The organism is Ruminococcus sp. MCC718 (assembly GCF_018783905.1).
Taxonomy (GTDB): Bacteria; Bacillota; Clostridia; order Lachnospirales; family Lachnospiraceae; genus Hominisplanchenecus; species Hominisplanchenecus faecis.
The window spans coordinates 229-456 of the sequence record NZ_WQNP01000160.1 but is presented as its reverse complement, the minus strand read 5'-3'; the positions used below and the strand labels follow the sequence as shown (position 1 = coordinate 456).

Genomic DNA, 228 nt, shown 5'->3' with positions numbered 1-228 from the left:
ATATTTCGAATGTCTCCCACAACTACACAGCGGATATCTTCTTTTCTGCAGTATTCTGCGATCCATCTGGTTACTTTATGTAGGTAATCCTTCACTGCATTCTGCTTTGTCCTGTAAAGCCGCTGGATATGTTCCGATGTTTTTGGATATTTTATTCCTCTTTCCGATTGCTGTGCATACCATACAGACTGCACTCTGGCGATTTCTTTATGAAAATATCTTTCCAGA

1 protein-coding gene is annotated in these 228 nt (G+C 39.9%); it reads right to left on the bottom strand.

The annotated features are described in order from the left end of the window. Positions 1-227, bottom strand: a 227-nt coding sequence (locus GPK60_RS12770) for a transposase (protein ID WP_252191404.1), incomplete at its 3' end; no start/stop codon positions are given. Position 228 lies beyond the last annotated feature (1 nt).